Consider the following 15,316-nt stretch of genomic DNA (forward strand, 5'->3'; position numbering starts at 1 on the left):
CGCCAGAGACCGTGATGTCAGCGACATCATCGCCATCGACATCACCATCGATGGTCACATCCGAGGTCAGCAACAAGTGTCCTGTCAACGTGATGGTTTGGCCGGCCAAGCTTGCGTCAAAAGTAATCGCGCTGGCATCTGCGTTGGAATTGGCTAAGGCCAACGCCTCGCGAAGGGAGGTTTCGCCATCACGACTATCGACAACATCCGAAGTGGTGTTGACAATCAGGCTCGGTGCTTCGGTAAGCCCTTCCAACGCTCCAAGATCACTGATATTGGCCCCGTTGTTTGCGACCGCCGCGTCATCGATGCGCGTTGCGCCGGATGCGTCGGTCGCAGGTGCAATGCTGTCATCGCCCGCATCCAGCGCGGGGTTTGCCGCGTCAAGCTTCAATGCAATCGTCTGCACCGGTCCGCCATTGTCTGCCAGCAAACCGCCAGTCCCATCCAATGTCGCAAAGACGTCTGCTGCCACCACGCCGCCGCCACCGGTCAGCGATGTCGTGGCCGAAACAGCACCGCTGATCTCGGCTCCACTGGTACCTGCCGTATTGCCAAGAACGATGCTGTTGGTCAGATCGATTGCGTTGGGGCTGCCATTTGAAAGCCCGCCGCCGAACCGTCCGGCAGAGTTGCCGCTGACCGTGCTGTTGGTGAGTGTCGTCGTCGCGTAGTCACCCGCGCGTATCCCACCGCCATCGTCGACGGCAGTATTACCGTTCAGCGTACTGCTCACCAATGTGGCCGAGCCAAGGTTGTGTATCCCACCTCCGGCAATCGCAGAATTGTCGTGCAGTGTGCTGTTGGTCAGCGACACAGTGCCAGAGTTCGCGATCGCGCCGCCGTAGGATCCGAAGTTGTTGCTGAGCGTGCTGTTGGCAATGTTCACATTGGCGCCGCTGGTGACATATAAACCGCCGCCACGCCCGCCAGTGTTTCCGCTAATCGTAGCGTTGGTCAGCGTTGCCGTACCGGTGTTATAAATGCCAGCACCCGAATGAACCGCGTTATTCCCGCTGACCGTGCTGTTGGTCAGTGTCACCGTGCCTTCGTTGCGGATACCCCCCCCGCGATAGGCGCTGTTTCCACTGATCGTGCTGTTGATCAGATGAACGTCAGAGCCACTTGTGATCTTCAGGCCGCCGCCGTTGTCGGATCCCGCATCGCCGTTGATGAGTGTCAGCGATTGAAGCGTTGCGTCGCTGCTCACAGACAACACGCGCGATGCATCATTGCCCGAGATCGTGATGTCCGCGATATCGTCGCCGTTGAGATCACCGTCAATGATCATGTCACTTGAGATGCTCAACTGTGTTCCACCCAGAACAATGGTCTGGCCAGACAGGCTTGCATCAAACGTAATCGTGCTGAGATCAGCATCCGAATTGGCCAAAGCCAGAGCTTCGCGCAGTGAGGTTAATCCATCATAACTATCTACAACATCCAAATTGGTGGTCACGTGCAGGCTGTCGGCTTCCGGCGCTTCAACAGCCCCCAGATCGCTGAAATTCGCGCCGTTGTTGGCAACATCCAGGTCAACACGCACGTTACCGGCAGCATCCGTCACCGGCGCCGCACTGTCATCCCCCGCATCCAGCGCCGGATTGGTCGCGCTTGTATTGAGAGCGATCGTCAGAACCGGCCCGCCATTGTTGGCCAGAAATCCGCCGCCAATGCCGTCCAGAGCGGCAAATACATCTGCCGCTATTCCGGAGGTGATAGAGTTGGTTGCGGTCACCGAGCCAGAAACATCATCGTCCCCTTCCCAAGCAGAATTGCCCAATACGATACTGTTGGTCAGCGCCGCCAGGCCATAGTTGTAAATCCCGCCGCCATGTCTCGCCGTATTGCCGCTGAGCGTGCTGTTGGTCAGCGCCGCCAGGCCATCGTTTAAAATCCCGCCGCCATATCGCGCATAATTCCCGCTGAGCGTGCTGTTCGTCACGTACAGAATCGCCGTGCTAGTGTTGTCAATCCCGCCCCCTTCCCATTCCGCCCAATTCCCGCTGAGCGTGCTGTTGGTTAGCGTCGCCGTGCCCTCGTTGATGATCCCGCCGCCATATCCCGCATAATTCCCGCTGAGCGTGCTGTTGGTTAGCGTCGCCGTGCCCTCGTTGATGATCCCGCCGCCATGGCGGCTCGCGCCATTCCCGCTGAGTGTGCTGTTGATAAGCGTCGCCGTGCCCTCGTTGAAGATCCCGCCGCCGTTGTACGCGCCATTCAAGCTGAGCGTGCTGTTGATAAGCGTCGCCGTGCCCTCGTTGAAGATCCCGCCGCCGAAGTCCGCGTCATTCAAGCTGAGCGTGCTGTTGGTCAGCGTCGCGGTGCCAGCAGCGCCATTGAAGAACCCGCCGCCGTAGTTCGCTTCATTCCCGCTGATCGTGCTGTTGGTCAGCGTCGCGGTGCCAGTGTTCACGATCGCGCCGCCGTAGGCCGCTTCATTCCCGCTGAGCGTGCTGTTGGTCAGCGTCGCGGTGCCACGATTGAAAATCCCGCCGCCGAAGTCCGCGACATTCCCGCTGAGCGTGCAGTTGGCCAGATCGACTGTGGCGCCGGAGACAACGAAAACGCCACCACCGGCCCCGGCGTAGCCATCCGTGATCGTCAGGGCGTGCAGGGTCGATGTTCCACCAGTCGCACTGAACACGCGGGAGGCATCGTTGCCCGAGATCGTGATGTCGGCCACATCGTCCCCGTCGATATCGCCGTCGATGGTCACATCAGTGGACAGAACCAGCTCGGTTCCGCCCAGCGTGATCGTCTGACCGGATAACGCGGCATCAAAGGTGATCGTGTCAACTCCGGCAACCGCATCAGCAAGGGCAATCGCTTCTCTCAGCGAAGTAACACCGTCAGCTGCATCCACGACATCCGAAGTTGTATCAACTATGAAATTGGCCATCAGGATACCTCTCCAAAAATGAAGGCATCCCCAGATCGGCATTGCTGCGCCCGGTACGGGCCATCAACAAGCGAATGCTATTTAAACTTGAAGAAGGTTAACGGAGCAGTGTTAACAAGGCAAAGAATATTTTGACAACAATGTCAGCACCTTAATCCTTGATCAAGATTGGCCCGTCGCGCTGATCACCCTTTCACAGTTGTCTCAGCGGCTTCCTGCGGTTTGGCAACAATACGGAAGGCGGCGCAGTTCTGCAGGTCCTGCCAGAACGACAGCCCGGCGTATTTCTCGAACACGTCGGGCGGCAGGATGGTCTTGCGCGGGCTCGGCTCGACCTTGGCACGCACCCGGTGCAGGCCGTCCAGCCCCAGTTGTTCGTCAAAGGCGGGCGCATCATGGGTCACCGCTTCGAAATCATGCGCGAACCGGGGCTCGCCGATATTGAGCGCGATATAAAAATTGTATCAGCCCATCCGCGCAGGGGGCGGCAGGGGCGTCAATCGAGAAAGCCCGGACAAGTGTGTGAAGCCGAAACGCACAGAGCACCGACAAGGATACCCCGTTGGACGCGAAAGTCGACTGATCTGGGATTGAAGTGGTAGCGGAGGAGGGACTTGAACCCCCGACACGCGGATTATGATTCCGCTGCTCTAACCACCTGAGCTACTCCGCCACGGTGAGAGGCGATTTAGGGGAGTCGGCAGGGAGGGTCAAGAGGGTATCTGGACTTAAGCGCGGATTGTTGGTCCACCTGTAATCCCGCACGATCTCAGGTGGTCCGTCCGACGCATCTTCTGGCGCAGGATGCGGCCATGCGACGGATGAAAGCCTCGCATCCGTCTGAAGCTGTGATCGGGATCATGTGGCCGGTACCGGGCAGCGTTTCATAAACCATTCCGTAGGCCGCCATAGGATCGCCATGCTTGGCCGGGGACAGCACGTTATCGTCGCCGCCAAACAGGACCCCGCCGGGGATCTTGAGTTCAGCGCCATAGCGGGGGGCCAGTCGTCGGATCGAACTGTCAGCCGCCACAAAATCTCCTGACGCTGTGATAAACGCTTTCGGCTTAAGGCCCAGGGCAGCGCCGCCACGGATCATGAAATCATCGGGGCAGGTATCGGGCCGAAACACCATCTGAAGCACTGCGGGGGCTGTACGTTTGGCCATCGGCACCGCAATTGTGTTGCCGATCAAGCGGCGCAAGAATGGTGATGTGACGGCCAGCCCCTTGAACGCGTCGGACGGGCTGTCTTCGGGATGTGTCAGCGGGCAGATCAGAGCCAGTCCGGCGGTTTTTTCGGGCCGGTTCAGCGCCATGGCAAGTGACACGCCACCACCCAGCGAATGGCCGACCAGAACCGGCTTGTCGACCTTTAGCTGATCCAGCAATTCGCCGATCATCCGCCCCTGATCTTCCAGATCTGCCAGCGCGTCACTGTCTCGTTCAGAGTATCCGCAGCCGGGTCTGTCCACCGCGATGACGCGGTAATCCTTGGCCAGTGCGTCGCTCAGGGCATAGGTCATATGCTGCATCTGCCCGGAGAGCCCATGGATCAGCACCAAAACCTGCCCGTCGCGGGGGCCGGTATCGATATAGTGCAGGGTGCCGCCATCAACCTTGGCAAGCTGGCCGAGTTGCGGCACCAGTGTCTCGGCATCTCGCCCCAGATATCGGGTCCACAGAAACGCGGCGGCCAGCAACAACAGAACGGCGAAGATCAGATAAAGCAGTACGGTCATAACCTAAAAACCTCTCATCAGGGCTCGATTTCGACAGGGCGGTATTGCTCTATCCCGGCGGCCCGCATGCGTTTGCGGTATTCACCAACAGTTCCGGGCCACAGCACCGGAGTATGACCGCTGGCATCCTGATACCAGGATGCACATCCCCCATTTTGCCAGACCGACTCTGACAGCCTGTCTGACATTTCACCAGCAAAGTCAGCCTGGGCGCTTTCCAGCGGTTCAATCGCAGCTGTGCCGCTTTGTTTCATCTGATCCAACAGACGGCAGATGTGTTCCACCTGCGCCTCGATCATCAGCACGACCGAATTGTGGCCCAGCCCGGTATTAGGCCCCAGCAGAAAGAACAGGTTCGGAAACCCGGCTACACTGACACCCAGATGGGCTGAAACGCCATCTTTCCAGGTCTCGGCCAGACTGTGCCCGCCGTCGCCCGTGATATCCAGACGTTCAAGGGCATCCGTGACCTGAAACCCCGTGCCCCAGATCAGAACGTCGGCTTCAATGCTTTCACCGGTTGCGGCGATCACGCGGGTCCGATCAATCCTGGCTACCCCGCTGGGGATCAGATCGACGTTGTCGCGTGCCAGCGCCTTGTACCAGGCGTTCGAACTCAGGATGCGTTTGCAGCCAATGCGATAATCCGGCGTCAGCGCGTTGCGCATCTCCGGGTCTGTGATCGACCGCTCCATTCCCTTGCGCCACAGGTTCATCGCGAAATTGACGGCCTTTTCCTTGCCCATGAAGACGCCATGGCGCATCTCCATCATGTGATAGATCGATTGCCGCCGCAGCTGACGCGTGAAGGGCAGGGCGCGGTAAAGCGTGCGCCAAATGGGCGAAATCGGGCCGTCAGGCCGCGGGATCACATAGGGCGCAGAGCGCTGGAACACACTGACCCGGCCAGCAGTCTTGGCGATCTCGGGCACGAACTGGATGACCGAAGCACCGCTACCGACAACGGCCACCCGTTTGCCCGTCAGATCGACGTCGTGATCCCATTGTGCCGAATGGAAGCACGGCCCTAAAAAACTGTCAGCCCCGGGGAGGGCAGGGATCTGCGGCACATGCAACGGGCCAAGGGCCGATACGAACACCTTCGCCGACCAGCGTTCGCCGCCTTCGGTGTCGATTTGCCATTGTGCGCCGTCCCATTTCGCTGATTTGAACGTCCGCTTGAACCTGCAAAGATCATACAAGCCCTCGTCCTGTGCGACGCGCTGGATATAGGCCTGAATTTCGCCGCCACCGGCATAGGCCGTCGTCCAGTCAGGATTGGGATGTGACGCCATCGAATACAGATGTGAAGGCACATCACAGGCGACGCCGGGATAGGTGTTCTCACGCCAGGTGCCACCAACCTCGTCAGCTTTCTCAAGGATGACAATGTCCCGGATCCCACGTTTTCGCGCTTCGATCGCCATGATCAACCCGCCAAAGCCTGCGCCCACGATCAAAAGGTCGGTCGTATTCTGGCCGGGCATGTCAGGGTCCTCGGATCGCGCAAAGATTGAATCAGTTTAGGCAATCTGCAGAGCAATGAAAGAGCGCATACCCGTGGTGACCCAACGTTGCCGGGGCTCAGGATGCGCCATCGGTTTCCAGCTGATCCAACGCGGGCCGAGGCAAAAGATCCAGCAGTTCGAACACCCGCGCGCGGCAGGTGGCTTCTGGCCAGTCCGGCGGGAAATAGTCGGCAGGCAAGTTCGGATGACGCAAAACAACCCGGCGCCAGCGATGTACGATCAACGCCCGCAACGTCGCGACCTGGCTGGGCGTCAGGGTGTGAGGGGCAGGGTGCAAGGCCAATACATGCTCAACATCCGCCAGCAATTGCGCGCATGCCCGCCTCAGGTCAGGTGGGCACAATCTGTTGCGCAACCACTCGGGAACCGACAGCGCCGTCACGTTCAGAACCAGAAGGTCGTCACAATTGTCGGGAATGGCGCCATGACCCAGGGCCGCGTTGCGCCCGACACTGACATAGTCGGCGGACAGCAATAGGTCGTCCAGCGTGGATTGTCCGGTCGCCTCATCCGCGATCAGAACGTGCCAGGATTTCGGAGTTTCGGGGTTTCGGTCATAGATGCGGGGTGTGACCCCGGCACTTTGCGCCCGGCCAAAGGCGGTCAGGAAATGCCTGCTGGTCCGACCGCGGCGCATGCTTTCGATCCAGCTGTCCTTGCGCAATCGATGCAGCGCCACGCGGATTGCATCCGGTTTCAGACCCATCGGCATCATGATGCGGGTCAAAGCGCCGCCGCTCAGCGTGTCACCGTCGCCTTGCGCCAGATCCCCAAACACCGACACGATCACCGACCAGACCCGCTGGTTCTGCGGGTCAGACAGGGTGCGTGCGGCCAACGTGAACCAATCTGGCGGGGCGTCGTTCATCGCGCGAACTTAAGTCGGAACCGGCGGCATTGCCATATGCGCATCCGCGTCGCGCGGGCACCGTGCGACGCCCGGCCCAACCAAAGGCGCGGCCCGTCAGGGCCGCAACGATGGGCGGGAGCGCTCACGTGCCCGGAACAAGGCCCAGCCTAATCAAAATCGCCCCGGTTTCATTTTCCCAACGGGCGCGCAACGCAGCGTTTTCCGTCTTGCGCAACCCCATGGATTTCAGGCTGTCTGCCCGCGACGACGCTGCAGACCCGAACGAGGCTGCCACCCGTGGCCACCAATAGTCGACACTGGCCTGCACGGCTTCAGGGTCGCTTTGCATCAACCGCTCGAAACCTTCTTGCGCCAACTCGGCATGGCGGGCTTCGAGCGGGATAACCGCGCGAAATGCTTCGGCCAACGGCTGATAGGACACCTGCGAAAACTCGGACAGTTGCACTCCAACAGCACGGCCCATCAGCAGGTTCATCACCACAGCATCGGTCCAGCCCTGCAATGGATAGTTGAACACGGCCAGCCGCATGTCATGTTCCGACCGGGTGGCCCCAATATCAGCGTCCCGCGCCAACCGGGCGGTCCAGGGGTGATGCGTGGCATAGCGCGCTGTATCGGCCCCGAAGTCGCCCATGATCTGCAAAACACGATCGGCATTGTCGGTCTTTTCCAGAACGATTTTGGCGGCCGCGATGCGTTCCTTGATGCCGGGACCCTGATTGATGATGTCGGCAAACCCGGCAGCCCCTGCCAGCTCACTGTCGACAAAGGTTGCCATCAGCTTCATCAGCTCAGCACGATAGCGTGGCGGCACATTGGTCGGGTTGGTCAGAACGCCGCCCGCAGCCAGATAGCTTTCAATGCTCATGTCTTCGGCCATGATCGGTCCCCCTCTATTGGTCGTAATCCACGACGACTTTGTCGGTCAGCGGGAAGGACTGGCACGACAGGACATAGCCCTGCGATACCTCATAGTCCTCCAGCGCGTGGTTTGCGACCATTTCGACCTCGCCCTCCAACACCTTGCAGCGGCAGGTCGAACAAACCCCGGCCTTGCAGGCATAGGGCGCGTCCATCGCGTTCTGCAATGCGGCATCCAGGATTGACACATCCTTGGGGCTGGTCACGGTCTGGGTCGCCCCATCCAACGTGATCGCTGCCGTCGTCTGATTGGCGCTGCTCGCAGCATCCACCGACACGACCTTGCGCTTCAGCCGACCAGGTTGGGCACTTGCGAACAGTTCGAACTTGATCTGGCTGTCGCTCAGACCTGCCGTACGCAACGCCGCCGCGATGCCCAACATCATCGGTTCCGGCCCACAGATGAACGCGGTGTCGACACTCTTGATATCAATCCAGTGTTCAAACAGCTGCGCGCATTTCTCTTCCGTCACCAACCCGGTGAACAGTTCGATATCCTGCGCATCGGATTCCAGCACATGGATCACGTTCAACCGTCCCATAAACTGGTTCTTCAGATCCTCCAGCTCTTCGCGGAACATGATCGTGTTCACACCCTTGTTGGCATAAACCAGCGTGAAACTCGACTTTGGTTCTCGTGCCAACGTCGTCTTCAGGATCGACAGGACCGGCGTCACGCCTGACCCTCCGGCAAACCCCAGATACTGCCGGGCAATGCCCGGATTGATCTCGGTAAAGAACGATCCCATCGGTGACATCGCCTGAAGCGTATCGCCGACCTGCAGATGCTCGTTCGCCCAGGTCGAAAACGCGCCGCCCTCGACCCGTTTTATGCCGACCTGCAGGATGCCGTCATCCTTGCCCGCACAGATCGAATAGGACCGGCGCAGTTCTTCTCCGTCGAAATCCCGACGGAAGGTCAGGTATTGGCCTTGGGTGAAATCGAACGCGTCTGCCGCGCCGTTTTCGGGCTTTAAAGTCACCACCACCGCATCGCGAATTGTCTTGTGGACGTCGGTGACGGTCAGGTCATGAAAGCGCGCCATGAGTGCTCCTTCCTCAGATGCACTTGAAATAATCAAAGGGTTCCAGACAGTCCTGACAACGCCAATGCGCCTTGCAGGGGGTCGAGCCAAACTGGCTGACCTTCTGGAGGTTCTTGCTGCCGCAATTGGGGCATTTCGCGGGCCCACCCGCCGGTTGCGGCGGGGCGATGCCATAGTCTTCCAGCTTTTTGCGGCCCTTCTGCGATAGCCAGTCGGTGGTCCACGCGGGCGACAACTGACGCCGCAACTCCAACTTGTCGATCCCATGGCCGCGCAAAGCGGTTTCGATGTCCAGGTTGATCACGCTGGTCGCCGGGCACCCGGAATAGGTGGGTGTGACCGATACGACCAGCGTGTCCTCCTCCCAGCGGACATCCCGGATGATGCCCAGATCGACAAGGCTGATCACCGGGATTTCTGGGTCGGGGACGTCATCCAGCCAGTCCCAGACCTGTTCTGTGCTTACCTGCGCCATGTTGCGTATGTGTCCATCCCGGTCTCAACGCCAAAGATTTTTCGACGAAAAATCTCGGCACCCAGTATTTAGGTTCTACCAGCTTGCGCCCGGATAGGCGCGTTGCAGCCACTGCATCTGCGTCAGCAGATGGCCCAGATGCTCGGTATGCATCCGACCGTCGCGTCCGCCCTTGTGGGTGAACCGGCCATCCGGCAGGGTCAGCGTCGCTGTGTCCACAATGCGGCCAACCAAAGCGTCATACTCATCACGCAATCCGGCTGGATCCGGGGCAATCCCCGCGGCGACCATTTCGGCGTCGGTGGCATCGCTCAGAAACATCTCACCCACGTAGGGGTACAGATAGTCCAGCGCTGCCTGCATCCGGGCATGGCTTTCTTCGGTTCCATCAGCCAGACCGACAACCGTGTCGCCGGAGCGTTCCAGATGGTACGCAACCTCTTTGGACGCCTTTTCGGCAATCTCGGCCACTCGCGGGTCGGACGACGTGATCAACCGGCCCAGCATGATTGAATGCCAGGCATCAAACAGGAACTGACGCATCAGGGTCTGACCGAAATCGCCATTCGGCATTTCCACCAGGAGCACGTTGCGAAAATCCCAGGCGTCGCGCAGAAACGCCATGTCATCGGCGGTCTTGCCGTCGCCTTGCACGTCGGCCGCAAGGCCCAGCCACAGCTGAGTCTGACCGATCAGATCCAGCGCCGTGTTGGCCAGCGCGATGTCTTCTTCCAGCACCGGCGCATGGCCACACCATTCGCTGACCCGGTGGCCAAGGATCAGGGTGTTGTCGCCCATCCGCAGCAAGAACTGCAGCAATGCTTCGTCGTGGGTCATCACATCGCCCCCACGTCGTCGGGAATGTCGAAGAATGTCGGGTGCCGATACACTTTGGACTCGGACGGCTCGTACAGTGGCCCTTTTTGCGATGGTGACGACGCTGCGATGTTGGCGGCCTCCACCACCCAGATCGACACGCCTTCGTTGCGGCGGGTGTACACGTCGCGGGCGTTCTTGATCGCCATCTCGGCGTCGGGCGCATGCAGCGACCCGACATGCCGGTGGCTCATGCCATGCTGGCCACGAATAAAGACTTCCCACAGGGGCCATTCATTGTTCATCAGGGGTCCTCCTCCTGGTCCCGTGCCTGCGGATGCTGGCCGGGTTTGGGTCGTTCGGGGCGGCAGGCAGAGTTACTCAGCCGCCATCCGGGATACGTTTTTCTTGCGAGCGTGGGCAAGCAGGCCGTCCCGGACCCATTTGCCATCGTCCCAGGCTGTGTTGCGGGCCGCCATGCGGTCTTTGTTGCAGGGGCCATTGCCGCGCAGCACATCAAAGAACTCGTCCCAATCGGGTTCCGAAAAATCGTAATGCCCGCGTGCGTCGTTCCACTTCAGGTGCTCATCGGGAACGGTCAGGCCCAGATATTCGGCCTGCGGCACGGTCTGGTCGACGAATTTCTGGCGCAGCTCGTCATTGGTGTTGATCTTGATGCCCCAGGCCATCGACTGGGTCGAATGCACGGATTCCTTGTCAGAGGGTCCAAACATCATCAGCGACGGGAACCACAGCCGATTCAGCGCGTCCTGCGCCATCGCTTTTTGCGCGGCAGTGCCCTGCGCCATCTTCATCATGATGTCATAGCCCTGCCGCTGGTGAAACGACTCTTCCTTGCAGATGCGGATCATCGCGCGGGAATAGGGGCCATAGGATGTGCGCTGCAGCGGCACCTGATTCATGATTGCGGCACCATCAACCAGCCAGCCAACCGCGCCGATATCGGCCCAGTTCAGCGTTGGATAATTGAAGATCGACGAATACTTCATGCGGCCGTCCAGCAGCATCTCGGTCAGCTCATCCCGCGACACACCCAAGGTTTCGGCGGCGCAGTACAGGTACAACCCATGCCCGGCTTCGTCCTGTACTTTGGCCAGCAGGATCGCCTTGCGCTCCAAAGTGGGCGCGCGGGTGATCCAGTTGCCTTCCGGCAACTGACCGACGATCTCGGAATGGGCGTGCTGACCGATCTGGCGGATCAGCGTCGCGCGATAATCTTCGGGCATCCAATCCTTGGGCTCGATCTTTTCGCCGGCGTCGATCCGGTCCTGAAAATGGCGTTCTTGTTCGGTCATCTCGGACGAGTCTTTCACGCCGGTTCCGGCGGTCTTGATCATCTGTGCATACATTTCAGGTTCCTCCCGACACATGTTGCAGGGTTAAAGCCGGGGGTCCCGACGCATGCAGCCTAGCACGACTGCCGCGCATTGCGCAGCGTTAAGACCCGGTTTCATATCCTGCGCAGCCCACCATAAGGCGACCGCTTGGTCGGGTTTTATGCCTGGCGCCGATTCGGATCAAGAGAAATGTTACCGAAAATGTCAGATCAATAAAATTCAGTAACGTATCGTCTCCATCATCCCGCCCCCACAATCGCAAACGCGGCCCAGTAAGACGGATGATGATGAAACGCAGGGCGCGCAGGATCGTCCAGCACAGACAGCACAGAGGCCCGCAACGCTGCAGCATGACTTTTGCCCGGATCGCGGGCCAAACTGTCGAACAGTCCGGTCGTGATATCGACGGCAGCTGCGGAATAGACCGACCAATGCGTCACCAACAACGACTGCGCCCCGGCCTGAAAGAACGCCCGCGCCAGCCCGGACAGCCCATCCGCATCCCGCCCGTCCCCGGCAGCCGTGTTGCAGGCGGACAGGACGACCAGCCCGGCATTCAGATCCAGCGTCGCGATCTCGCTGGCGCTTAACAACCCGTCATCCGCACCCGTCGCAACGGTTGGCGGGGTCAACACCAAACCCGGGCTGGCCGCGCCAGTTTCACCCGCCGTCAGGCCATGGGTGGCAAACACCAGAACGTCATATTCTGCCAAAGCGCCCGAGGCGTCCAAAGTCTTGACTTCGGTCTCGGTGGCGGCATCGCCCAGCACCACGCGGGACGTGTCATCAAACGCGGTCCGGATCGCCTTCAATTCGCATCGCGAATCCGCCAACCGGGGCAGGCTGGTTAGAAATCCGACATCGGCAAGGGGCAAGCCATCTGGTGTCGCCTGATCCGACAAAGGTGTCTCCAAAGGCGGGATTCCACGCAGCGCGGCCACCTCGATGCCGCCGCAGTCGACCGACCCACCTGTTCCAATCACCGGGTCGCCGAATCCCAGCATCGATGTGAGCGCCCGGTCCGGTCTGTCCCCGCCCCGCAACGCCCGCAGGCTTGCGATTGACGGAAGAACCGACACCGAATTGCGACGGATCAGCCAATCGACGTCAGAAAGAGCATCAACCGGTTTGTCCGAGGTCACCAACGCCTCGTACGGCAGACGCAGCATGTCGGAAGGGGGCACGATGATCAGATGCGGATGATCGGCCAGCACCGCGTCGACACCTTGGAACAGATTGGAATACAACTCAAAAGCCGCGTCCAGATCGAAAAAACCACCCGGCAGAACATCGTCTTCCCCGCCCAGCATCGCGCCGCGTAGCCCCACGGCGCCACCATTTGCACACCCCGGGTCACTGATCGCCACGTCACACCGAAACGCATTGATGCGCTCGTTTAACCGGCGACGGCTGATTTCACCCATTTGCGCCACGTGAACTGCGCTCCGGGTCACCACCAGAACGTGGTTTGATGACCCGTCGACCCCCGGGATCACGTCAGGGTTCAGGCTGGGCAGCAGAAAGGTCACCAGCACTTCGTCCGGGGCCAGCAACGCCTGCGCGTCGGCCAATGCCAGCGGATCGACCTGACCGACCCCGCTGGTATCCAACCCCAGGGCGTCCAGCGTCGAATTCACCTCTGCCAGCTGGTTGTCGATCCCGGTCAATTGGGCGGATAAATCCTGAGCCGCAGGTTCTGCCCCCCCAGTGCGCGTCGCAGCCAGTCGGGATTGGACGTCTTCGAACGCGGCCACCAGATCCTGCCTCCGGCGCAACAAAGCCCCGCGCCCCGGATCATCAATCGCCAGCCGGGTTTCCAGAACGCCAAGCGCTTCGGCGGATCGGGTGATCTGGGTCCATTGCAACGCTTCAAAGGCCTCGGCGACACGCGCCTCAGTGCGGGTGTCGGGATCGGCCAGAAGCGCCCAGGCGAACAGCTCAAAATCCCAAGACACTTCCGGCAAACGATCGCGATAGGCCGGGGACTGTCGGGCAGCCGTCAGGGTCCGCAAGTTCTCGATTGTGGCCTCGTGATCCCCCAGCAACAGGTTCAACTGTTGCAGCATGGCAAATGCGTCCAAGGCCGCAGGCGTTGTTGCGGGCAGGGTCGTCGTGTTGATTGCGACGGCCTCTTGCACCAAAACGCGGGCGTCTTCAAACGCGCCGGCCATCGCCAGAGAGTTGGCCGCGTTTGCAAGATTCAGCGCGAACTCGGCATCCATCCCGCCGCCCAGCCGACGTTGATCGTCCAGGGCGGCCATCAGCTTGTCGCGGTCAATGCCGGGCTCACCCAGATCAGCGTTAAGCAGCGCCTGCAAGTTCAAGTATCGGATCTTCAGGGCCGATTGGCGTCTCGACACCGGGTCTGCCGCCAACAAGCGCCCAGCCTTGGCCATCCAGATCCGGGCCGAGACCAACTCGCCCAGATCAATGTGAAACTGCGCACGGTCAAGAGCCGATCCAGCGGCATCAAGTGGGGACATCGACAGGGCAGGGGCAGCATCACTTTGGGCAAACAGGACAGCCGCCTGATCCGATTGACCCAGAAGGTGCAGGTACCAGGCAAGTTCGGCCTGTGCTTGCGACAGGTCGGCCTGGCCTGCCTCACTGCGTGCCAGGATCGCCACCGCATCGCTCAAGTAATCAACGGCGCGCTCATACTGCCCAAATCGCGCTTCAGCGAGGGCCACAGCCCGCAAGGCTTGGCCCAGATCAACGTCCTCGGGCGCCTCGACCCCGCGCAACATGGTGATTGCAGTGCGTGCGGTTTCTAATTCGTCGAGGGTCCGAATTTCGGCCCCGTCGGCAAAGGCTTTGGCGGTGGACAAAATGCTGGTCACAAAGTCCTGTTCATCCGCGCTTAATGGCCCGGATGTAAGCCAAGCCGTCAACGCGTCCCGGGCGCGATCATGCTGGCCGGCCTGATGCAGTGCGAAGTACCGCTGGAACCGCAGGTTGCGGATGGCGCTATCCCTGTCTTCGGGCGCCACAAAGATGCGGGCGATGATGATCTTGGCTTCGATCAGCGCCGCCAGATCGCTTGCCCGGCCTTCGGTCTCGGCGTCTTCGATCAACTGGCTTAGCTTCACATAGGCGTCACCATAGGAGTTCCGGATCAGCTCAGGGTCCAGAAGCGCCATCTCCGAAAACGCGACAACGGCATCCTGATAGGCGCCCATGTCCAGCAATTGTGTGGCAGCGGCCCCAGCCACTGGGGCCTGAAATTGCGTTCCACGCGCGTCGCTCAAAGCCAGCGCAATCCGCTCCGCGGCAACTGCAGTCCGCCCTTGCCGGGCGTCCAGTGCGGCCAGTTGCATGGCCACGGTCAGCCCCGCCTGCGACGCGCGCAGATCGCGGGCGGTCAGAAACGCCAGCGCTTCCGCCCAAAGCGCTTCGGCTTCTGCGGTGTCCTTGCCTGCAGCAACCAGCAGAAACGCCACATTGTTCAACGCAAACGCATAGGCCTCCGGTTCCGGAGCCTCTATCCGGCGCGCAGTCTCCAGCGCGGCGCGCGCCCGGTCCATCGCCAGTTCCGCATCGCCCGACTGAAACGCCTCAAGCGTCGCGTCGTGCATCGCCTGAAGGTCGGTTTGCGCCGCCGCTGTGAATGCCGATAGTGCGAGGGCCAGTATCGGCCCGGCCCACCGCATCAGCATT

The 15,316-nt window shown here is 60.5% G+C and carries 12 protein-coding genes and 1 tRNA gene; all 13 read right to left on the reverse strand.

The features are described from left to right. Window positions 1-2,902, reverse strand: a 2,902-nt coding sequence (locus FOY56_RS21350) for a beta strand repeat-containing protein (RefSeq protein ID WP_222435019.1), incomplete at its 3' end; no start/stop codon positions are given. A gap of 185 nt (window positions 2,903-3,087) precedes the next feature. Further along, on the reverse strand, window positions 3,088-3,306 hold the full coding sequence (locus FOY56_RS21355; protein WP_186766420.1) for a hypothetical protein: 219 nt from the start codon (window positions 3,304-3,306) through the stop codon (window positions 3,088-3,090). Window positions 3,307-3,498: 192 nt separating this feature from the next. Further along, window positions 3,499-3,575 (reverse strand) — tRNA-Met (locus FOY56_RS21360). A gap of 96 nt (window positions 3,576-3,671) precedes the next feature. Then, window positions 3,672-4,643, reverse strand: a complete 972-nt coding sequence (locus FOY56_RS21365; RefSeq protein WP_146348186.1) for an alpha/beta fold hydrolase — start codon at window positions 4,641-4,643, stop codon at window positions 3,672-3,674. A 17-nt stretch (window positions 4,644-4,660) separates the two neighbouring features. After that, window positions 4,661-6,130 carry a flavin-containing monooxygenase gene (locus FOY56_RS21370; protein WP_146348187.1) on the reverse strand — a complete coding sequence of 490 codons (1,470 nt, stop codon included), beginning with the start codon at window positions 6,128-6,130 and terminating at the stop codon, window positions 4,661-4,663. A 97-nt stretch (window positions 6,131-6,227) separates the two neighbouring features. Beyond that, the gene (locus FOY56_RS21375; protein WP_146348188.1) at window positions 6,228-7,040 is read right to left on the reverse strand and encodes a PaaX family transcriptional regulator C-terminal domain-containing protein; all 813 of its coding nucleotides are present in this window, start codon (window positions 7,038-7,040) and stop codon (window positions 6,228-6,230) included. Window positions 7,041-7,164: 124 nt separating this feature from the next. Then, window positions 7,165-7,923, reverse strand: a complete 759-nt coding sequence (locus FOY56_RS21380) for a Phenylacetic acid catabolic protein (protein WP_146348189.1) — start codon at window positions 7,921-7,923, stop codon at window positions 7,165-7,167. Between the two features lie 13 nt (window positions 7,924-7,936). Further along, on the reverse strand, window positions 7,937-9,010 hold the full coding sequence (locus FOY56_RS21385; RefSeq protein ID WP_146348190.1) for a 2Fe-2S iron-sulfur cluster-binding protein: 1,074 nt from the start codon (window positions 9,008-9,010) through the stop codon (window positions 7,937-7,939). A 13-nt stretch (window positions 9,011-9,023) separates the two neighbouring features. Next, window positions 9,024-9,485: a 1,2-phenylacetyl-CoA epoxidase subunit PaaD gene (paaD, locus tag FOY56_RS21390; protein WP_146348191.1), complete on the reverse strand. Its 462-nt coding sequence runs from the start codon at window positions 9,483-9,485 to the stop codon at window positions 9,024-9,026. A 75-nt stretch (window positions 9,486-9,560) separates the two neighbouring features. Further along, window positions 9,561-10,322 carry a 1,2-phenylacetyl-CoA epoxidase subunit PaaC gene (gene paaC / locus FOY56_RS21395; protein WP_146348192.1) on the reverse strand — a complete coding sequence of 254 codons (762 nt, stop codon included), beginning with the start codon at window positions 10,320-10,322 and terminating at the stop codon, window positions 9,561-9,563. Next, window positions 10,322-10,606 carry a 1,2-phenylacetyl-CoA epoxidase subunit PaaB gene (gene paaB, locus FOY56_RS21400; RefSeq protein ID WP_146348193.1) on the reverse strand — a complete coding sequence of 95 codons (285 nt, stop codon included), beginning with the start codon at window positions 10,604-10,606 and terminating at the stop codon, window positions 10,322-10,324. The genes paaC and paaB overlap by 1 nt, the downstream gene beginning before the upstream one ends. 72 nt (window positions 10,607-10,678) lie before the next feature. Then, window positions 10,679-11,671 carry a 1,2-phenylacetyl-CoA epoxidase subunit PaaA gene (gene paaA / locus FOY56_RS21405; RefSeq protein WP_146348194.1) on the reverse strand — a complete coding sequence of 331 codons (993 nt, stop codon included), beginning with the start codon at window positions 11,669-11,671 and terminating at the stop codon, window positions 10,679-10,681. Window positions 11,672-11,898: 227 nt separating this feature from the next. Then, on the reverse strand, window positions 11,899-15,315 hold the full coding sequence (locus tag FOY56_RS21410) for a CHAT domain-containing tetratricopeptide repeat protein (protein WP_146348195.1): 3,417 nt from the start codon (window positions 15,313-15,315) through the stop codon (window positions 11,899-11,901). Window position 15,316: the final 1 nt, after the last annotated feature.

This window comes from Falsiphaeobacter marinintestinus (genome assembly GCF_007923355.1).
In the GTDB taxonomy this organism is placed as follows: domain Bacteria; phylum Pseudomonadota; class Alphaproteobacteria; order Rhodobacterales; family Rhodobacteraceae; genus Phaeobacter_A; species Phaeobacter_A marinintestinus.

Bases quoted from the DNA above. Each gene is read 5' to 3' on its own strand.
- FOY56_RS21365 (WP_146348186.1), bottom strand. From the start codon at position 4,643: ATGACCGTACTGCTTTATCTGATCTTCGCCGTTCTGTTGTTGCTGGCC.
- FOY56_RS21370 (WP_146348187.1), bottom strand. From the start codon at position 6,130: ATGCCCGGCCAGAATACGACCGACCTTTTGATCGTGGGCGCAGGCTTT.
- FOY56_RS21375 (WP_146348188.1), bottom strand. From the start codon at position 7,040: ATGAACGACGCCCCGCCAGATTGGTTCACGTTGGCCGCACGCACCCTG.
- FOY56_RS21380 (WP_146348189.1), bottom strand. From the start codon at position 7,923: ATGGCCGAAGACATGAGCATTGAAAGCTATCTGGCTGCGGGCGGCGTT.
- FOY56_RS21385 (WP_146348190.1), bottom strand. From the start codon at position 9,010: ATGGCGCGCTTTCATGACCTGACCGTCACCGACGTCCACAAGACAATT.
- paaD (WP_146348191.1), bottom strand. From the start codon at position 9,485: ATGGCGCAGGTAAGCACAGAACAGGTCTGGGACTGGCTGGATGACGTC.
- paaC (WP_146348192.1), bottom strand. From the start codon at position 10,322: ATGACCCACGACGAAGCATTGCTGCAGTTCTTGCTGCGGATGGGCGAC.
- paaB (WP_146348193.1), bottom strand. From the start codon at position 10,606: ATGAACAATGAATGGCCCCTGTGGGAAGTCTTTATTCGTGGCCAGCAT.
- paaA (WP_146348194.1), bottom strand. From the start codon at position 11,671: ATGTATGCACAGATGATCAAGACCGCCGGAACCGGCGTGAAAGACTCG.
- FOY56_RS21410 (WP_146348195.1), bottom strand. From the start codon at position 15,315: ATGCTGATGCGGTGGGCCGGGCCGATACTGGCCCTCGCACTATCGGCA.